Genomic DNA, 19,501 nt, shown 5'->3' with positions numbered 1-19,501 from the left:
ATTAAAGCTAAAGATAATGTATACAAATAAGATCTTACTACCCATATTTCTCTTCTCCTGTTTTTCGGCAATCAGCCAGATTTCGTTTGGAGATTCGAACAAAATCAATGACAACTGGAAATTTAATCTTGAGGATATTTCTGATGCCAAAAACGTTTCATTTGACGACAGTAAATGGCAGCAGGTAAATGTGCCGCATGACTGGAGCGTAAAAGGACAACTGAGTCCGACTCTTGCAAGCTGTACAGGTTATCTGCCAGGAGGAATTGCCTGGTATAGAAAATCTATAACTATTCCGCAAAGTAAATCGGGCGAAAAAGTCTATTTGTATTTTGAAGGGGTTTACAATAGAAGTGAAGTTTTTATTAATGGACATTCATTAGGAAAGCGTCCAAATGGTTATATATCGTTTGCTTATGACGCTACTGGATTTGTAAAATATGGCAGTGAAAATATCATTTCTGTTCGTGTAGACCACAGTCAAAGTGCTGATTCAAGATGGTACAGCGGTTCTGGAATTTATAGAAATGTCTGGTTGGTTTATGCAAATCCAGTACATATTGCACAATGGGGAGTTTACGCTTATCCAGAAGTAAAAAAAGGAAATGGAATATTAAATGTTGAGGTTGAAGTCGAAAATAGCTCAAAAGAAAAAACTAGCCTTACAATTATAAATGAACTTTTTTCGCAGGATAGAAAATCAGTAGCAAAATCTTCTTCTAAAGTTGAAGTTGCAGCAAATCAGAAAGGAAAAATAGCTGCTAAAATAAACGTAAAAAATCCACAATTATGGGATTTAGATAATCCGAATTTATACGAACTCAAAACTACAGTTTTACAAAATGGAAAAGAAATTGACAAAACAGTAACACAAACAGGTTTTAGAACTTTTACATTCGATCCTAATAACGGTTTTGCCCTTAACGGAAAATGGATGAAAATGAAAGGCGTTTGTTTACACCACGATGCTGGAGTTCTAGGTTCTGCCGTTCCTAGAGAAGTTTGGAAGACCAGATTGAAAACCCTGAAAGAAATTGGAGTAAATGCGATTCGTACAAGTCATAATCCGCAGGCACCAGATTTTTATGAGCTTTGTGACGAATTAGGATTATTGGTTTTAAACGAAGCTTATGACGAATGGGAATTTCCAAAACGCAAATGGTTACAAGGCTGGAATTATGGAACGCCAGGATTTGAAGGTTCGTTTGATATTTTTGCCAATTGGGCAGAAAGAGATTTAGAAGATTTTGTCCGTCGTGATAGAAACCATCTTTCCGTATTTGCGTGGAGTATTGGCAATGAAGTAGATTATCCAAACGATCCGTATTCGCATCCAGTTTTAGATAAAGGAACCAATGGTTTTGGACAGGCTGCGTATGGTGGTTACAAAAAAGATGCACCAGATGCCATGCGTCTAGGGGCTATTGCCAAACGCTTGGTTACAGCGGTTAAAAAATACGACAAATCTCGTCCTGCAACGGCTGGTTTGGCGGGTGTTGCAATGTCTAACGAAACAGAATATCCAGGTGCTTTAGATATTACAGGATACAATTATACAGAAAGTAAATATCAAGAAGATCACAAAAAATACCCTCAAAGAGTGATTTACGGAAGTGAAAATACGCATAATATAGAGCCTTGGCTTGCTGTAAAAAATAACAAACATATTTTCGGGCAGTTTCTCTGGACAGGAATTGATTATCTAGGAGAATCTGGAAGATGGCCCTCGAGAGGATTTTATTCTGGTTTAGTTGATTTTGCGGGCGTAATCAAACCAAGAGGATATTTCCGCCAGTCATTGTGGTCAGATAAACCAATGGCTTATTTAGGAACGTATCCGCTGACAAATGAAAAAGATATTTCTAAAGATGCTTGGGCAATCTGGAATTACGAAACTGGACAAAAAATTCGCGTGGTTTGTTATACCAATGCGGCAAAAGCACGTTTAGAATTAAATGGAAAAGTAGTAGGCGATACCAAATCGTACGATGAAAAAACGGGAATAATATATTGGGATATTCCGTTTGTTTCAGGAAAATTAGAAGTAGTTGGTTTAGATAAAAGCGATAAAGAAGTAACTCATTATGCAATTAAAACAACAAACCAGCCAGTTGAATTAGTTATTGACAAGAAGGATATTACCATCAGCAGAGACAAAGGAGTAGCTAAAATTATGGTTCAGGTTAAAGATCAAAACGGTCTTCCAGTTATGCTTTCAGACAATGAAGTGACATGTACAATAAGCGGACCCGGAACTTTATTAGGACTTGAAGCAGGAAACAACAGCGATATGACAGATTACACAGATAATGTACAGCGAGTTTTTCATGGACACATTGCAGCTTACATTCAGGCAAATGGAGAAGCACAACCTATCAAAATTAAATTTACGAGCCAGTGGTTAAAACCTGATGAAGTAACCATAAACGTTAAATAGAAAAATAGTATTCAAATTAATTCAAATTAAGATGAAGATAAAAAACACAGTTGTGTTGGTATTAGGTATTATTATGTATTCGATCTCATCGAATTGTCAAAATAAAACCTTTCAAAAAGAAGAATTCAAGCAATGGGCTCAGACACCGCCAATGGGGTGGAACAGCTGGGATTGCTATGGCCCAACAGTTGAACAACACGAAGTAAAAGCCAATGCCGATTACATGGCAAAAGAGCTCAAGAAATTTGGATGGGAATATATTGTTGTTGATATTCGATGGTTTGTTGAAAATGATAAAGCAGGAGGTTATAATCAGACAAACCCGCGATATGTAATCGATCAGTACGGAAGATATCTTCCAGCCGTTAACCGATTTCCTTCTGCGAAAGATGGACAAGGTTTTAAGCCTTTAGCCGATTATATCCATAAAAAAGGATTAAAATTCGGAATTCATATAATGCGTGGAATTCCGAAGAAAGCAGTTGAAGATAAACTCCCAGTAAAAGGAACCAACGGAATCACAGCAGACCAGATTTATTCTACAGCATTACAATGTGAATGGTTAAGAGATAATTATACTCTTGTGGCAGATAAACCCGGAGCCCAGGAATATTATAATTCTATCTTTGAATTATATGCACAATGGGGAGTAGATTTCATTAAAATCGATGATTTATCAAGACCTTATCATGAAGGAGAAATCAACTTAATAAGAAATGCAATCGACAATTGCGGACGTAAAATAGTCTTGAGCACTTCACCTGGAGAAACACCAATTTCTGCTGCACCACATGTAACTACACATGCCAATATGTGGCGTATGGTGGATGATGTTTGGGACACATGGCCTCATATCACACATTTGATGGATGTAGCACAAAAATGGTATCCATACATTGCACCGGGAACATGGCCAGACTGCGATATGATTCCGTTAGGACGTATTTCGATTAGGGGAGAGCGTGGCGAAGAAAGAATGACGCGTTTAACAAAAGACGAACAATATACGTTGATTACATTTTTCAACATTTTTAAATCACCATTGTTCTTTGGGGGAGACTTACCTAGCAACGATGCCTTTACGCTATCTTTATTGACAAATAATGAGGTCGTGAAAATGCATAACGAAAGTACAGCAGTAAAACAACTTTTCCAGAAAGAGGGAAAGATTGCCGTGACTTCAAAAAATGCAAAAGATGGAAGTATTTATCTGGCTTTGTTTAATATCTCAGATACAGTTTCAAAAAAAGTAACTGTAAACCTTTCAGATCTTGGAATTTCAGGTTCTGTGGAGGTTTTAAATATGTGGACAGGCGAAAAATCAAAAATAATTTCAAAAGAAATAGGAACAGATTTAAAACCGCACAGTTCTGTTTTATATCAATTAAAAAGTAAAAAATAGATAAATGAATATTTTTACTCTATTAGTATCTTTTGAAATATAAACAACAAATGTTCTTAAAATTACATAAAAAAAGCCAGCGGAAACTTGATCGTATCCGCTGGCTTTAATTTTTTTTGTGCTTTTTTCAAACTAGAAAAGTACCTTCTTAGTTATAATGTGGCCATCATCTAATGTTGTTTTAACTAATAAAATTTGAGGCCCTGATTGAATGCTGGAAATCTCTAATTCTGACTCCCCGATATTTTGTTTATTGTAAAGCAGTTTTCCTGCTATGTCGAAAACAGAAACCTCATTTAATCCTGTCTTGTCAGATTTTAACCTGATGGTTTTATCCTTCGATGCAACATTTAATTTCTGTGGAACATTTTTAAAATCATCTATTCCTAAGTTTTTATCAGTACCATAACTTATAAAGAAACGATCTGTAAAAACACCTGTAGGAGAGGAGAATGTATAACCGCCACTTTTCAAATTATGAACAGTACCAGTTTCTTTATCATGTAAATAAATATTGTAGTTTAATAAATCGCCATCAGCGCGATCAATGGCAATAGTCAAATCTCCAACAATACTGGATCTGTAACCAAGAGGCACTGTATCGGCTAAATCGAATGGCAGCGCACGTCCTTGAATAACGAGTTTTTTATCCTCATTGATACTGTAAAAATCGGCGAACTTGTTAGCATCCAATGAGACAGCGTCATAATTGAGATCCCATCCGTTGGTGGCTCCTTTTACATATCCGATAAGAATTTGTTTAAATAAACCGTTGGGATTTGTTAGATTAATCCACACCCTGTGTCTTTCTGTTTCAAGTGGGCTAATGGATTTTGTAAAGCCTACAGCTTCAAAGATTTGATAAGGGCTGACAGCAATAGGATTAGATAAGAGAACCGAATTAATAGGAAAAAGCAGGACAGATGATAAGAAAAGTTTTTTCATAATACGATAATTTAAATGTTTAATAAAGAGATATACGCTGATACCTTGGTTCTCTAAAAATTTTAAAATATCATCAATAGAAAAGATGCACAGAATGAATATTCTGAAACTAGAAATACAAAATAAATACAAAATAGATTGTGATAAGTAGTTTTTTCTCCCTAGCGATGATTTTTAAATTTGTAATTTGTTTTTAATTATTAATAAATAGTAAAATTTTATTGATCGATGGTAAAAAGCCATGCATTTGTTTTTTAATAAATTTAGGTAATACATCGGTTTTTTTAACCGTTAGTCGATCAATTATTATGTTAAGTTAAGAAATTTTCTTTCATTATAAAAGTTAAAAAATAAATAAAATGTGATTTTAACACTATTTAATTTCTGGCTTTTAGTCTGTTTTTACAAAAAAATACATGTTGAACAATAGGAAGCGATTCAAATAAAGAATTAGATCGAGAAATTAAATTTAAAAGCAGAGGTTTTGAAAAGGGATATTGATGATTGTACTGTTTATTAAAATCCTGTGTTTTCAAGGCCTCTTTCATACTGTTAAGATATCCTGCTCCCATCTACTTCTGCTGGCTGTATTAGTGTTGTCAGCTACATCATCCATTTTTTATTTTTTTGGACTCCAGTTGGATATAATGTTTTGAACGGCTGAGAGTCGAATCTCTTGATAATACGGAATACCGTAAAAAACTTACAAATAATTAAGTTATATTGCAAGTGGTATTATACTGATTCAAATTTGAAAAATGATGTTTAAGGCATTTTTATAGGATACAGTATGAATCAAGAATCGGGAATAATTGGCATTTTAATTTAAAAAGATAAGCTCAGCTCCATTTAAATGAAGATAATACAAAGTTTTTGGACCGGTAATTCAACTGATATAAAAAGTAATTATGGCTGGTTTTCCTATAAATACAATTGGTTGAGCTGGATTTTAAGCTGTCACCAATTGGTGAAATTTCATAAAGATGTTGAATTGTACACAGATCGTTTCGGATATGAGATCTTAATTACAAAACTTCAGCTTCCGTATACAAAAGTTCATGTCGTTTTAGATGATTTAAATGATTATCCCAGTGATCTCTGGGCTGTTTCTAAAATTAAAGTATACCAGATGCAGACCGAACCGTTTCTGCACATTGACGGAGATGTTTTTGTTTGGGAATCTTTGAATGAAAAATTTCGTGATGCGGCTGTACTCACGCAGAATTTAGAAATTACTGCCAGTAACTATGCTAAAATGTGGAATGAAATTTCACCCGAACTTCTCTACATGCCCGATGAAATGGAGAGCTATCACAAGCGTCCCGATAATTTTGGATGCAACATGGGGGTTACAGGGGGAAATGATATTGATTTTTTTAAAGAGTACGCCAGAATCAGCATTGATTTTTTAGATAAAAACAGAAAAGCCTGGTCCAAAATTAACTGCCTTAATTTTAATCTATTTTTTGAGCAGGTGCTGTTTTATCAGTATGCTCAGAAGAGGGAGGCAAAAATTGATTTTTTGTTTAGTGAAGTGTACAATGACGGCTACTATTCTGGTTTTGCTGAATTTCAGGATGTTCCCGATAAAAAGTATTTACATTTACTGGGAGCCTATAAAAAAAATCCTGCCATATGTAAAGCTATGGAAGTTTATGTAATGAAAAATTATCCGCAGTATTATTCAAAATGGGCCGTAATGATCAATGAGGCGGAAGGCGAGCAGAATGAAATTGAATTTTTGACCCTAGAAATGGCAGCAGAACTGATTTCTATGTTTGATCATGAGCTCAAAAGTAAAAAGTTTTCTGCTGAACATTATCTGCTGAAAAGGGACCTTTATACAGAAGGTCTGTCAGGTTATCTGAAAAGCCTGCTTGGGAAGAAGGAAGATTTTAATATCGCGCTGTTAGACGGCCTTGAACAGACAGTCTCTGAGCTCAATGATGAAGAAGTCTTTTTTCTGGAAATAAAGGAGCATAACGTTGCTCCTGGAAAATACCAGCTGGATGATTTAGATCAAATTGCATTAGGCGCAATAGAACCGGGAATCCTGTATTCTGAGTTTATTGCAGAAATGCTGGTTCATTTTGATTACGACACACAGGAGCAGCAAGACGGCATTTTAAGACTTTTAAACGGACTTCTTGCCAGTTATATTGTTTTAAAAATAATCGCAATTTATAAATAAGAATAATCTAAAGCATATTGGTCAAACATTTCATAGGGTTCATTGTTTCATGAATATTTTTAGATACTCCTTGTTATAAAATCAGTAATTATGTTAAAATTTAAAAAAAATAAGCTGAAAGTAAGTAATTATCGTAAAAATAAATCATATTTGTAAGTATAATTTTGGTTTTGTGGATACCAGAACTTAATCATGACCTTGCACAGTTAATTCAAAGATATTTAAGCAGTAAAAAACTGCGCTAAAACAGACATAAATTCCAAGTGTCTTTAAATGATTGGAATAATAATCACTTTAAAACTATAAGTTATGTTTAACAAAAAACCAAAAGACAAAGAAGTTAAAAAATTTCTACCGAGTGATGTGCAAAAACTAACTGAAAAACAGTTAAAACAGACTATGGGAGGTTATCAGTACCCTAATCTGTGTTATGATGAAATTAGAAACAGATATTATAAGTGTTAATTCAGCCTTGAATAGAACATCAGGATCTTGAAGCTCATTTTAGTGCTGTTCTTAAAGACACTTTATAATTCCAAATTAAAACTGCCAGTATTTATGCTGGCAGTTTTTTTTTATCCAAAAAGTAATGAAAGTTCTTTGGTCATAAACTTTTGGGATGTCTTATGGGTTAAGAAATTTAATATTATAAGCCTAGTGTGCCTCTCATTTTGATTATGATCTTATCATTTTGATAATAATTTGAATAGTGTAATTACTATTTTGTTCTTTATTATCTTGATAATTAATTACTTGCAAATATTTGTTTTTCTTGGCATACCCTTTGTTTTTTAGCTTTCAGAAAAATTACAGTTGTTTTAAACTTGATAGAATCGAATTGATTTGTAGGTTCTAAAACTTTTGCTGCAACTTTAACAATATAGATATATGAAAACAAATAAGACTAGAAGTAAAGAGATTACGAAACAATACATAACAAATAAATCTACACACAATAAAGGAAGGGTAATAAATTTAATGGTGTTCACCATAGTTTTCTTTATTACTGTTTTGCTAATCTCTAAAATATTGTAAACTAAATTATTATGAAAATTATAAACCCTATTATAGATCCTAAAATACAGCTGCCTAGTAAAAGTGCTTTATTTTCCAGCTCATTTTACACTAAAACAATCCCTTCAACTGCCGCGGATGTTTTGGAACCAGTTGAATTTATTATTGAGAAAGCCAGATCTGTTCATACTTTTTGGATCAAGCAAATCAGTGAGGTAACATTATCATCGGCTATCGCACGTGGAACAGGTATTTCTCAGCGCTCTCCAGAAATGCTTGAAGCAAAAATGAAAAAAGAAGAAGCTGTCATCGCTTTTGCATCAGATGGCAGGTGGGCAGGTTTTTCTTTTATTTCTGCATGGGAGAACGGAAAATATGTTTCTAATTCAGGATTAATTGTAGCACCTGAATTCAGACATACTGGACTTGCAAAAAGGATTAAGAAAACTATTTTTGAGCTGAGCCGTGAGAAGTATCCAACTGCCCGTATATTCAGTTTGACTTCTGGTCTTGCCGTAATGAAAATGAACCATGAACTAGGTTTTGAACCGGTTACATTCTCGGAACTTACAAGTGACGATCTTTTTTGGGAAAATTGCAAGACTTGCGTGAATTGCCCAATATTGCTCAGTAAAGAAAGAAAAAACTGTTTGTGTACGGCAATGCTTTATGATCCGAAAGCTGATGCATTTTCATCTGAGGACAATTAATCTCAGACGTATAATATTTCAGCTTGGAAAGCTTCCTTTATATATGCTTTTATAATAAGGAGAGAGGTGTAAGCACATTAACAACAACCGACCCTATAAACAAAGTAAATAGGACTTTTAAACAAAGTTTGTGGGATAAATGCTTTTTATTTTTGTTTTAATAAAATTTTTAAAAAAATGGAACAAAATAATTACAACGGAGCTTTACAAAAACCGATAGGTTCAGGCTTCAACAAAGCATCAACAACAACAGATGTTATCCAAGGAATCGATCTTACAGGCAAAACCGCAATTGTTACAGGTGGTGACGGTGGACTTGGATTAGAAATCACCAAAACACTGACTTCGGCAGGGGCAACAGTTATCGTTCCAGCAAGAGATACGGAAAAAGCAAAGAAAAATCTGCAAGGAATTTTGAATGTAGAAGTAGAAACATTAAATCTAACAGACCCAGATTCTATTGATGCATTCGCTGAAAATTTTTTAGCTTCGGGAAGACCGCTGCATATGCTTATAAACAATGCAGGTATTATGTGGACGCCTTTGCAGCGTGATCAGCGTGGTTACGAAGGACAATTTTCTACCAATCATTTAGGGCATTTTCATTTGACTGCGAAGCTGTGGGACGCCTTGAAAAAAGCAAATGGAGCAAGGGTGGTAAATGTTTCATCCTCAGGGCATCACTTTTCGCCAGTTCTTTTTGAAGATGTAAATTACAATGTTAGGAAATACGACAAATTTGAAGCTTACGGGCAAGCCAAAACAGCAAACGTGCTTTTTGCGGTAGAACTGGATAAAAGAGCACAGCAGTTTGGTGTTCGTGCTTATAGCTTACACCCTGGTTTAATTCTAGAGACGAATTTGAGCAGATATTTAACTTTTGAAGATTTTGTTGCAATAGGTGCACTGCATCCAGACGGAACACCAAACATTGAAGCCGAAGCAGAAATGAAAAAAATACAAAAAACCAAAGAACAAGGAGCTGCTACAACCGTTTGGGCAGCTACGAGCCCTAAACTTCAAAATATTGGAGGTGTATATCTAGAAAATGTTGAAATTGCAGACTACAATCCTGATTTCTATGATAGTGAAGCTGGCAGAAAAAGTCCTGCTGGAATAGCTGGGGTTGCACCGTTTGCAGTGGAAGACCAGGCTGCCCAAAGGCTCTGGACTATAAGTGAAGAATTGACTGGTGTAAAATTTGACATCTAATATAATTGAAAGAAATAAGGCTTACATAGTTGAGCCTTATTTCTTTTTTTACATTTGCATTATGGCAACAAGACAGATAAATAACCATGCTGAAATTGTTTTTACTTGCAGCGAAGCAGTTCATCACAATACCGAAATGATAGCTGAAGAACATTCTGTTGTTCGGGTTTTGTCGGGCGAATTAAAAGTAATCCAATCCAATAGAACGTATGTTTTGGGAGCAGGTGAAACATTTCTGTTTCCACGAAACAGGCTGGCTTCACTTATAAAATCTGAAAAAGACGGTCTGCCTTACAAAGCAATTATCGTAAAACTTACCCACGATGTTTTGAGAGATTTCTACGAGCATAAAAATATGGAAACCTTTCTGGCTTCCAAAACTGACAACATTATTCCGTTCCCCAAAGATCCTTTGCTGGACAGTTTTTTCGCTTCAATGCTTCCTTATTTTAACTTGGATTACAAGCTGCCGCAAGACCTGTCGACATTGAAAATTCAGGAAGCCATTACTATTTTACGTTCTGTAAATAGAGATATTGATACTATTTTATCCGATTTTTCAGAACCGCACAAAATCAATATTTCAGCGTTTATGCAAAGAAATTATATGTTCAATATGCCTATAGAAAAATTTGCTTATTTGACTGGACGCAGTTTGACTACTTTTAAGCGGGATTTTAAAAAGGCATTTGATACCACACCACAAAAGTGGCTGACAATGAAACGGCTGGAACTTGCCCATTACCAGCTGACCGAAAAGCATAGAAAACCTATTGACGTTTTTTACGAAGTTGGTTTTGAAAACTTATCGCACTTCTCATATGCTTTTAAAAAACAATTCGGACAGTCGCCAACAGAGCTTGCTGAAAGAAAAACAGATATTAGCCGCTAGCCGCATTCTAATATGCCGAGTTAATTACGAAATTCATTGACATTTCTCTAATGAAATCCTGAACTGAATCTTTGCTCTTCGATTTCAACTACTCCTTCAAGACGTTATATTCTGCCTAAACTGACAGTTCGACAAACGAACTTAGAAACCTTGATTAGTGACATTTTTTCATCATAATATATGAAAAAATGTCATTTTTTTCCACTGGCACATAATTTGTTTTTTTTCTTGTGCACGCTGGTGTGCACGTTCAAATTTTTATTGTCTAACAATTTTAAAAATTAATGTTATGAATCTTATTAAAAGAGATGCAGGCCGTATACCGGCTTTTCAACGCTTGTTTTTTGATGATTTTTTTGGCCGTGATCTTTTCAATTGGGAAAACAACAATTTTTCAGCAACAAGCACTACACTGCCGTCTGTGAATATTAAGGAAACAGATGAGAATTACGAAGTCCAAGTCGCCGCACCAGGAATGGACAAAAAGGACTTTAAGGTTACTCTTGACAATGGGCAGCTCACTATTTCTTCGGTAAAACAAAATGAGCATAATACCCAGGAAGAAAATTTTACTCGCAGGGAATTTAGTTATCAGTCCTTCCAGCGAAGCTTTACCCTGCCAAAAAATGTAGTGGACGAAGATAAAATCAGTGCTCGTTACGAAAACGGAATTTTACTGCTGTCTATTCCAAAGCTCGAACAAGCCAAAGAAAAATCTCCCCGTCTGATTGATATTTCTTAAGTTAAACAACACAGTTAGAAAGCTGCCTCCGGCAGCTTTCTTTATAATCATTTCCACATGTTATCACAATTATTCTCTGGGATAGCTGTGCTGTCCTTTGTTATTTTACTGCTTATCTTGCTTCTTCGCGGTTTAAAACAGCCATATTTTATCGCTTATATAGTCGCTGGAACATTTTTAGGGCCTCAGGCTCTCAATATTATTGACCATCCAGGAGTGATTGCAGAAATAGGTGAAATCGGAATTGTACTGCTCATGTTCTCCATTGGCCGTGAGATTGATATTCAAAATCTGAAACGAAATATTCATAAACCGCTTTTAATCGCTTTTGTGCATCTGCTGCTGAGTTTTTTCTTTATGCATACCATTGGGGCTTATGCAGGATGGAAAATGACAACTACAGTTTTGATGGCTTTTATTATAAGCATAAGCAGCTCTGCTATAGTATTTCAATATCTGGCCAGAACGGGAGAAATTAACAGTCGTCTGGGAGTAATTACAGGAGGTGTGCTTTTGCTGCAGGATATATTGGTTATTCCAATGATGCTGATCCTAAATTTTATGTCAGGAAATCATATCTCGCAGACACAGCTGATTAAAGTGTGCGCTGCTGGACTGCTTATGCTGCTGTTTTTAAAACGTGCAGTGGGGCAGAAACCACTGAAACTTCCCATGAGCAGCGAAATTGCGGCAGATCACGAATTGCAGGTTTTCATAGGTTTCAGCTTGTGTTTTGGAATGGCCTGGATAACTGGAGCGCTCGGTTTATCAACCGCTTTTGGGGCTTTTGCAGCAGGAATTTTAATCGGTCATGATAAAGCGACTCATTGGCTCGATAAATCCCTTATGCCGTTCAGGGTCTTCTTTATGGCTTTCTTTTTTGTAGCCGTCGGACTGCAGTTGGATATTAAATTCTTTTCGCAGCATACTTTAACCATACTGCTAATTTCAATCGCGGTGCTTTTCAGCAATAGTGTCATTAACGCGGTTCTCTTTAGGGTTACAAAAAATTCTTGGCGTGATAGTATATACGCAGGCGCATTATTATCTCAGATAGGAGAGTTTAGTTTCGTATTAATAACAACCGCTTCCTCACTAGGTTTGATAGGTCCTTTTTATGTACCAGATTACCTTAGCAGTAATTACCTTAACAATGGCTTTTACCACTATATGGCTTATGGTAATTCAGAAGCTGATTTACAAAATCAACAAGAAGGGTAAGACGGGTTTCAAATGCTCGAAGAAGAGCTTGTCTTAAAAAAAGAGACTAGTAAAATATCTCTAAAAACTACCTGAATTTTTGCGGCAAAAAATATACAAGCAAAAAAGCGATTGAAAAATCAATCGCTTTTAAAAACAACAACTTGAAATTATTATTTAGTATATTTTTTTCTTAGAATGTTTATTTCCTTAGGTCCGATTCCCATTTCCTGCTGTAAAAAGTTTTCTATACTTCCGTATTGCGTTTTAATGCCTCCAAAAAACGAACGGATAAGTTCTGGTTTTAATGCCATTTCATTTTCTACCTGTGCTTCAGTCAAACCGCTCATTTTTGCAAGCGGAGCCATCATTCCGTTGTTCATTTTCTTAAGATATACATTAGATGCCACATAATCTTCTTCAATGGTTTTTTCAGGAACGTTTAAAACATATAAAAATAAGGCAGTTGCCATACCGGTACGATCACGTCCGCCGGTGCAGTGGTACATTACGGCTTCTTTTTTATCAGCAGTTAATAATTTTACAAATAACGGACGGAATCTGTCTCCGCTGTATTTCATAGCATCAATCCCATAAAATTTTTCAAGAAAACCTCCTTCTTTTAAAAGTTTAACCATTTGAGCAGGATTTGGAATACTGTCACTTCCTGCTGGGCTTAAAGTGTAATCTGTATTTTGAGGTAAACGGTCTGGGGCTGCTTTAGATTCTGCAACGCCTCTGAAGTCAACTACTGTATGGATTTTCTTTTTATCCAAAAGCGCTAGATCTTCATTTGTCAATTTATCAATTCCAGCACTTCTAAATACTTTTCCCCAAACAACTTCTTTTCCATCTGTAGTTTTGTATCCGCCTACATCTCTAAAATTTAATGCACCTTTTACAGGAACGAGTCTTTTAATACTGTCAGTAAGCTGAGCATTTGCTAATGTCTGTACTAAAATTGCAGCTATAATAATTGTCTTTTTCATTTTTATATTGATTAATTTATTTGTTTTTAAAATATGTCATAACGCAGACCTGCCTGTCCTCGGCTTCCGTACCATTCCTGCGAAGTAACACGGCGTTTATCATTCCCCATATACATTTTTACTGGTGAATCACTAAGGTTGTTTAACTCAATAAATACTTTAAGTTTTTTATTGACATTGACAGTTGCAGAAGCATCAATTGTGAAATTAGAATCGGACCAGATGTAATAATCAGGACCTAATTGCTGATTTATGGTTTCTACAGAATTGCCGCGGTAATTGCCTGCAAGACGAACCATTACGCCATTTCTTTCATAAAATAAAATAGCATTGAAAAGATTCTTAGACTGGTTAGGAAGACTTGTTTTGTCATTGAAAGTATTTGTTCCGTTAACACGCGGCACATCGGTTTTTGAGTCTAAATAAGTGTAATTAAATTCTACTCCGAAACCGCTCCAGAATCCATTAAGGAAATCAAACCTTTTATTAATTCCAGCTTCAAATCCTACTAAAGATGCTTTGTTTAGGTTTTTTGCCTGAGTAATCAAATAATCATTTCCGTCAATGTTCTGCATACTTACATCTGTAAATACCACATCTGTAATATTTTTGTAAAATATACCTCCTGAAAGAATTCCCACATTATCAAAATAGTATTCTCCCATTACGTCAAAATTATTACTGAATGTTGGCTTTAGATCAGGATTTCCTTGTGTAATAGTCATAGGAGAAGCTGTTGTATTTGTTGAACTTCCAGGTGTCATGTCTCCAAAATTCGGACGGACAAATGTGCGGGTGTAAGCAGCACGAAGATTTGATTTGTCGCTTACTTTATATTTTAAATGAAGCATGGGAAGAAACGAATTATAATTATTCTCGACCACAGACGGACTCAGCGTTATTACTGCAGGAGTTCCTTCAGTAGTAGCTTTAGTTCCGTTTAAAGTCATAGCAGTATACTCATTGCGTAGACCTCCAACTATCTTTAAGTTATCTGTTGCATCGATTTCTGCCATTGCGTAACCTGCAATTACATTTTCATCACCTGTATAAAAAGAAGTTGCATTTGTTTTGGATGTAAAATCCATAAATCCGTTAGCAGTCTGGAAAGATTGTCCGTACATATTAAACAACTGATCTTTAGTCAATGGGTTTACGATGAACTGGCTGAAATCACCATTCATGTTTCGGAAAAACTTGCTTCCGTTAGGGAAATTAGTAGTTTGCAATGCTGAAAGCGGTACTAAAGCAGGCGAATTTGGAATTCCGACAGCTGCTCCAGGCAGATAAACAAAATTAGATCCGTAAGTGTTTGTTCTGTCTTTATGACGGTATTTTGCACCGAATTTCAGGTTTACTTTGGAACTGGCTTCTACTTTTAAATTAATTTGCCCGATCTGGTCTCTTTCACTGTTATCAAGCTGAGCAATTACCAGCTGGTTTAATAGTAGTTTTGAAGGATCCATCACTTCGTTTGGATTTGCAATACCAGTTTCGAAGTGATCTACGGTACCGCCGACTCCGTTTGGAGAATCAAATCCCCAGTAACGTTTTCCATCACTGGAAAGATCATTGAAACCACCTGTTATTTTCTGGCGGAAAGTAGCAATAGGAAGTCCTTTGTTGCCTGAAGTTGGAGGAGTATCTAAGTAATATTCTGATTTATGATTGCTGTAGCTCCAGTCTATTTTAAATTTTTCACTCATTTGATGTTCACCACCAACTTCAAAACCATTTAAAGCTGTTTGATAATGAGAATATCTGTAATTGTATTGAAAACGAGAATTGGTATAATCAATATAAGATTCATAAACAGGACGAATGTCATCAAATTTATTAGCCATCCCTCTAAAGAATATTTTATCAGATGGAGTAAGTTTATATTCAGCACCTACATTTAATCCTTTAGTTTCACGCTCTCCCATATAACGTTTAAAAAGAACAGTATTAAGTGATTTTTTCTGTTCAACAACAGCAGCACCAGTGTTATAAGTTGCAGCAAATTCATCAGATCCCCATTGTCTGCTCCAGATTGCCCCAGAAACAATTACTCCCAATTTATTATTAAAGAATCGGTCTCCATAAGTTACAGAAGCATTGTAAGTACCGTTTTCACTGAATGTATTGTAACCTCCGGCCGCGCTGACATTCAAAACACGTTTTGATGGTGCTGTGCGTGTAATAAAATTGATGGATCCTCCAATAGCGTCACCTTCCATATCTGGGGTAACAGCTTTGGCAACCTGAACATATTGAATCATTTCTGAAGGAACGGCATCTAAAACTGATGAACGATTTCCCATAACATTCGAACTTGGAAGACGATTTCCGTTAAAGAGGGTAGAAGTCCACGCAAAAGGAGTTCCCCTGACCGTTGCCTGATCGGCCTCTCCATGATAACGTGCTACGGCAACACCCTGCATACGCTGTACCGCTTCGGCGGCATTACGATCTGGTAATTTACCAATAGCATCGGCCGCCATTACATCCATTATGGCAAGCGAATTTTTCTTGATGCTGTAAGCTTTTGCCTGAGAAGGAGCCATTGTTCCTTTTACCACAATTTCTTTTAGTGCTGCTGAGCCGTCTGGTGTCATTTGAATCAGCCCCAAATCATTTATTCCTTTTGCCAGATTTACAGTTATCGATTTTGTTTCAAATCCAATATAGCTGATCTCAATAACAGCCTCTCCTTCGGTTGGTGCAGTAAGGGTGAAAGCACCCTGCAGATCTGAAACTGCCGAGTTATTAAATGTTTTTCCAGAAATGTTGGCTGTAGGCAATGTTCCTGCATCGCTTGTAACAATTCCTTTTATGGTCTGTGCATTATTTGATACGATAGAACCAATTGTTAGTGCGGCAGTGAAAAGTATTTTTTTAAATATCTTTTCCTTTTTAAACAAAGATTTTAAAATAATTTTAGGTGTCATGTTTTGTAGTTTTTCTGCAAAGATTGCTTCGATTTAAACTAGGAAACGACTTTGTCGATCTAGAACTACTTTTGGAAAGTGTCAATCTTTTGATTAGGTTGTAAGATATTGATATTTAATATTTTAATTTTTGTTATTAAATTGTTACGAATCAATTATTTCGCATTTAATAAACATTAAATTAACAGCCTCATGGTACTTTAGCACAAAGATTTTAAGATGAAATACATTATTGCAATAGGAATTTTTCAGGCTCTTTTAGCCGCAGTATTACTTTTAAGAAGCAGGTACAGAAAAAATGCAGATGATTTGCTGATATCTCTCGTAGTATGCATTGGGCTGCATCTTTCTATAAAATTTTTCATTTTTACTTTTGTGGAGGATCAGCAGGTTTTAAATATGATGAATACCTTTATCGGGTTCTGCTACATTCCATTATTGTACCTCTATACCTTAAAAACAATCCGTCCTGAATTTGTAACTGCTTCAAAGTGGTATCTTTTTATTCCGTTTATTATCGGTGCTATAGGTTATTTTTCTACTGTTTGTGTTTTATCAGTAACATCGCCAAAAGCTTATTTAGTGCTGTACTGGTACAATACAATTAGTCTTTACACACTGCTTCCACTGGATATTATTTTTTCATGTGGCATCATTTATCTGGCGATGAATAAACTGCCAAGAAACAGTCAGGAGAAAAAGTTAGTTGTCCAGCTTGCTTCTCTTTTTTTATGTGTTGGGGTTTTAGGAGTCTTGTTTGTAATTTTCAACTCTTTCTTCGACTCTTCAAATTATTTGTGCCGATCTATAATTTATACTCTTCTTATTGTCATTACAATTAGAATAATAAATTATAAATATGGGGCAGTAACAGGAACTGAAATGCTTTTATCTTCTGGAAATTACAATGGTGATGAGATTACTACTGAAATGGAGCCAAGCAGTGTAAGTAATTTTGTATTGGATCCGATTGAAAATATTCAAAGAGAAGAAAAAGAAGCATCCCTGCCTCAAAAGAGAAAAGAAATATTAAGCCAGAGTGAAATGTTTAAGATACTGCTGAGACTCGAAAAAGCAATGGAAAAGGAGCAGTACTATGTGGACAGCGAACTCACGCTTGATAAGCTTGCAAAACTTACGAACGTCAATAAATATCATATAAGTGAGACATTAAATCATTTTGTAAATAAGTCTTTTTATACTTTCATAAATGAATACAGAATCGAATATGTAAAAGAAAAACTTAAAAGTTTATCAGAAAAAAATAGCAGTATTACTATTTTGGAATTGGCGTATGAATCTGGTTTTAATTCTAAATCATCCTTTAACAGATATTTTAAAGATATAACTACATACACGCCTAGAGAATACCTGAATTTAATTGCGGCAGAAGTTTTAACGACTTAGAAGAACTCTGTTGTTTTGCAGTATTTTAGAATTATTACTTCGAAGTTTAATTTTTTTAGAAAAAATACAGCTTTAGTTTTTTCTGTATTTTTGTTTACATATGAATTAGTCGAGAGTTGGAAAATTGAACAATTAAGAAGATGGTTAAAAAATATTCGGTTTTACTTTGTCTGTCCATTTCCTTGATTTTGATGGTAATAGCGGCCTCACTTTATCCTGGCGGCTCATTGTTTGACAAGAATTCCATAGGGTTTGGCTGGTCAAAAAATTTCGTAAGCAATTTATTTGCTGCAAAAGCGATAAATGGTTCAGAAAATCCCGGCAGGATCTGGGCAGTTATTGCGATGGCATTCCACTCGGCGGGTTATGGGATTTTTTTTATCAATATGTCAAAAAAAATACCTTCAGTACAATGGGCCAAAATTTTAAAATTTATAGGCATCGTTAACATAGTATTTATTTTCTTAATTGCAACGCCCTTGCATGATCTGGGAACCATATCGATCGTTTTAACATTGTTTGGTCTCTTTACAATTACGATATATATTCTAAAGTCAAAACTTCATTTCCTTAAATTCTGCTGTATTTTATGCTTGTTGACCTTTTACTGTTTCTTTTTTCTATTTGGATTTGGTTATTTGGGTTTGGCAGTCATAATGCAAAAAGTATATAATGCAAGCGCAATACTATTAGTTTTGGCATTGGAGTACTTTACCAACTATGAGGATTTTAAAGAGATCAAATCGGCAGGTCAAAAAATATAAGATTGGGTATTAACAAATACAGCGTATACCGATATTTCCTGCAGATTAGCTCTTTCGAACGATAAATTTACTTTCCTGATTTTTCTGATTTCGAGTCCAATTTACACGTGTGTTAGAATAGTTTAAATATTTTTTAAAGCTCCATTAAATCAATTTTAAACTCATAATAAATTTTTATTTATTCAGTAAATTTTGATTTTATATGCATTTAATTTATATAAAAACAATGATTGATGAATTAAGTTTAATGAATTTGTAAATTTTATTTTATTGAATCATTTTTTTTTATATTTTTGGTTAAATAAAATCTACTGTTTTGATTTCTAGGAAAATAAATAAAATTTTAAAAACTAAATCTCTTACTTTAAGAGGTCTTCAGCCTATTTTTAATTGTTGAAGAAAATTGTTACGGACCTTTGCTTTTAAAAGCTTCTCGTTTACAATTTAGTTATTTTATTTTTAATTTTCTCAACTACAAAAAATGAACTATAATAACTTAGCACTCGTTTGTATTGATTGCAAATCACTTTATTTAAAAGGATTGCAGCCAATATTCAATTGTTGAAAATAGCTTTCTTCATACTTAAAGTTTTCAATATATTAATTTCTACTTTCTACTTTGGAAATTGTATTGAAAACTAATATTCCATTTTATTAAATTTTATA

At 34.9% G+C, this 19,501-nt stretch carries 13 protein-coding genes; 10 read left to right on the top strand and 3 right to left on the bottom strand.

From position 1 onward, the window contains the following. The first annotated feature begins 16 nt into the window (after positions 1–16). Both QE431_RS14035 and QE431_RS14030 read left to right on the top strand, forming a co-directional pair. A complete protein-coding gene (locus QE431_RS14035; protein ID WP_307296976.1) occupies positions 17–2,437 on the top strand; it encodes a sugar-binding domain-containing protein in 2,421 nt (806 codons plus the stop codon). Positions 2,438–2,468: 31 nt separating this feature from the next. Next, entirely contained in the window at positions 2,469–3,839 is a 1,371-nt protein-coding gene (locus QE431_RS14030; RefSeq protein ID WP_307296974.1) for a glycoside hydrolase family 27 protein, read from the top strand. A 132-nt stretch (positions 3,840–3,971) separates the two neighbouring features. On the opposite strand, the gene QE431_RS14025 is transcribed toward QE431_RS14030, so the two are convergent. Continuing rightward, positions 3,972–4,784, bottom strand: a complete 813-nt coding sequence (locus QE431_RS14025) for a T9SS sorting signal type C domain-containing protein (RefSeq protein WP_134140304.1) — start codon at positions 4,782–4,784, stop codon at positions 3,972–3,974. 853 nt (positions 4,785–5,637) lie between these two features. Between QE431_RS14025 and QE431_RS14020 the strand changes: the two genes are divergently transcribed. From QE431_RS14020 to QE431_RS13995, 6 genes are all read left to right on the top strand, one after another. Continuing rightward, positions 5,638–6,975, top strand: coding sequence for a DUF6734 family protein (locus tag QE431_RS14020; protein WP_307296970.1), 1,338 nt, complete (start codon positions 5,638–5,640; stop codon positions 6,973–6,975). 1,046 nt (positions 6,976–8,021) lie between these two features. Then, positions 8,022–8,699 (top strand): GNAT family N-acetyltransferase, encoded by a 678-nt coding sequence (locus QE431_RS14015; protein WP_307296967.1) that lies wholly within the window; start codon positions 8,022–8,024, stop codon positions 8,697–8,699. Positions 8,700–8,876: 177 nt separating this feature from the next. Next, on the top strand, positions 8,877–9,911 hold the full coding sequence (locus QE431_RS14010; protein ID WP_307296963.1) for an SDR family NAD(P)-dependent oxidoreductase: 1,035 nt from the start codon (positions 8,877–8,879) through the stop codon (positions 9,909–9,911). A 61-nt stretch (positions 9,912–9,972) separates the two neighbouring features. Further along, positions 9,973–10,803 (top strand): helix-turn-helix transcriptional regulator, encoded by an 831-nt coding sequence (locus QE431_RS14005; protein ID WP_307296960.1) that lies wholly within the window; start codon positions 9,973–9,975, stop codon positions 10,801–10,803. Positions 10,804–11,092: 289 nt separating this feature from the next. Further along, a complete protein-coding gene (locus QE431_RS14000; protein ID WP_057116318.1) occupies positions 11,093–11,545 on the top strand; it encodes an Hsp20/alpha crystallin family protein in 453 nt (150 codons plus the stop codon). 117 nt (positions 11,546–11,662) lie between these two features. Further along, positions 11,663–12,766, top strand: coding sequence for a cation:proton antiporter (locus QE431_RS13995; RefSeq protein WP_307296955.1), 1,104 nt, complete (start codon positions 11,663–11,665; stop codon positions 12,764–12,766). A 152-nt stretch (positions 12,767–12,918) separates the two neighbouring features. On the opposite strand, the gene QE431_RS13990 is transcribed toward QE431_RS13995, so the two are convergent. Together QE431_RS13990 and QE431_RS13985 are read right to left on the bottom strand one after the other, a co-directional pair. After that, positions 12,919–13,734 (bottom strand): tyrosine-protein phosphatase, encoded by an 816-nt coding sequence (locus QE431_RS13990; protein ID WP_307296952.1) that lies wholly within the window; start codon positions 13,732–13,734, stop codon positions 12,919–12,921. Between the two features lie 26 nt (positions 13,735–13,760). Beyond that, positions 13,761–16,664, bottom strand: coding sequence for a TonB-dependent receptor (locus QE431_RS13985; RefSeq protein ID WP_307296950.1), 2,904 nt, complete (start codon positions 16,662–16,664; stop codon positions 13,761–13,763). Positions 16,665–16,883: 219 nt separating this feature from the next. Here QE431_RS13985 and QE431_RS13980 point away from each other — a divergent pair, with 219 nt between their 5' ends. After that, positions 16,884–18,071, top strand: a complete 1,188-nt coding sequence (locus tag QE431_RS13980; protein ID WP_307296948.1) for an AraC family transcriptional regulator — start codon at positions 16,884–16,886, stop codon at positions 18,069–18,071. 140 nt (positions 18,072–18,211) lie between these two features. Beyond that, positions 18,212–18,835: a hypothetical protein gene (locus QE431_RS13975; protein WP_057116314.1), complete on the top strand. Its 624-nt coding sequence runs from the start codon at positions 18,212–18,214 to the stop codon at positions 18,833–18,835. Positions 18,836–19,501 lie beyond the last annotated feature (666 nt).

Source organism: Flavobacterium sp. SORGH_AS_0622 (genome assembly GCF_030818825.1).
In the GTDB taxonomy this organism is placed as follows: domain Bacteria; phylum Bacteroidota; class Bacteroidia; order Flavobacteriales; family Flavobacteriaceae; genus Flavobacterium.
The sequence above is the reverse complement of the archived record's forward strand: the minus strand, read 5'-3'. Positions and strand labels throughout refer to the sequence as shown.